The sequence below is a fragment of the Bartonella sp. AA83SXKL genome, from assembly GCF_042196965.1.
GTDB lineage: Bacteria > Pseudomonadota > Alphaproteobacteria > Rhizobiales > Rhizobiaceae > Bartonella.
This window is the reverse complement of the sequence record NZ_JBHIRG010000311.1, coordinates 1-258: the sequence shown is the minus strand read 5'-3', so window position 1 is coordinate 258 and position 258 is coordinate 1. Positions and strand designations below refer to the sequence as shown.

Annotated in this window: 1 protein-coding gene; it reads left to right on the top strand. The window is 39.1% G+C overall.

The genetic code is table 11. From position 1 onward, the window contains the following. A partial coding sequence (locus ACFINO_RS11325; RefSeq protein ID WP_375655948.1) for an energy-coupling factor transporter transmembrane component T occupies nt 1-258 on the top strand: 258 nt, incomplete at both ends.

Sequence of the window (258 nt, the reverse complement as noted above, 5' to 3'; positions counted from 1 at the left end):
AGTTTCAGACATGGTAGCTTCGATTGAAGTAGGGCTTCAGCCCTTTCGTCGCTTTGGTATAAATCCATCACAATTGAGTATGGTTATCTCTATGTCTATCAGATTTATTCCTCTTTTGAGTGAAAAGTTCAATGAAGTACGTGAAGCACAACGAGCACGCGGATTTAATACAAATATTGCAACTCTTGCAATACCTTTAATTATACGAACCATAAGAATGGCTTCAGAAGTTGCTGAGGCATTGGAGGCACGTTCTTA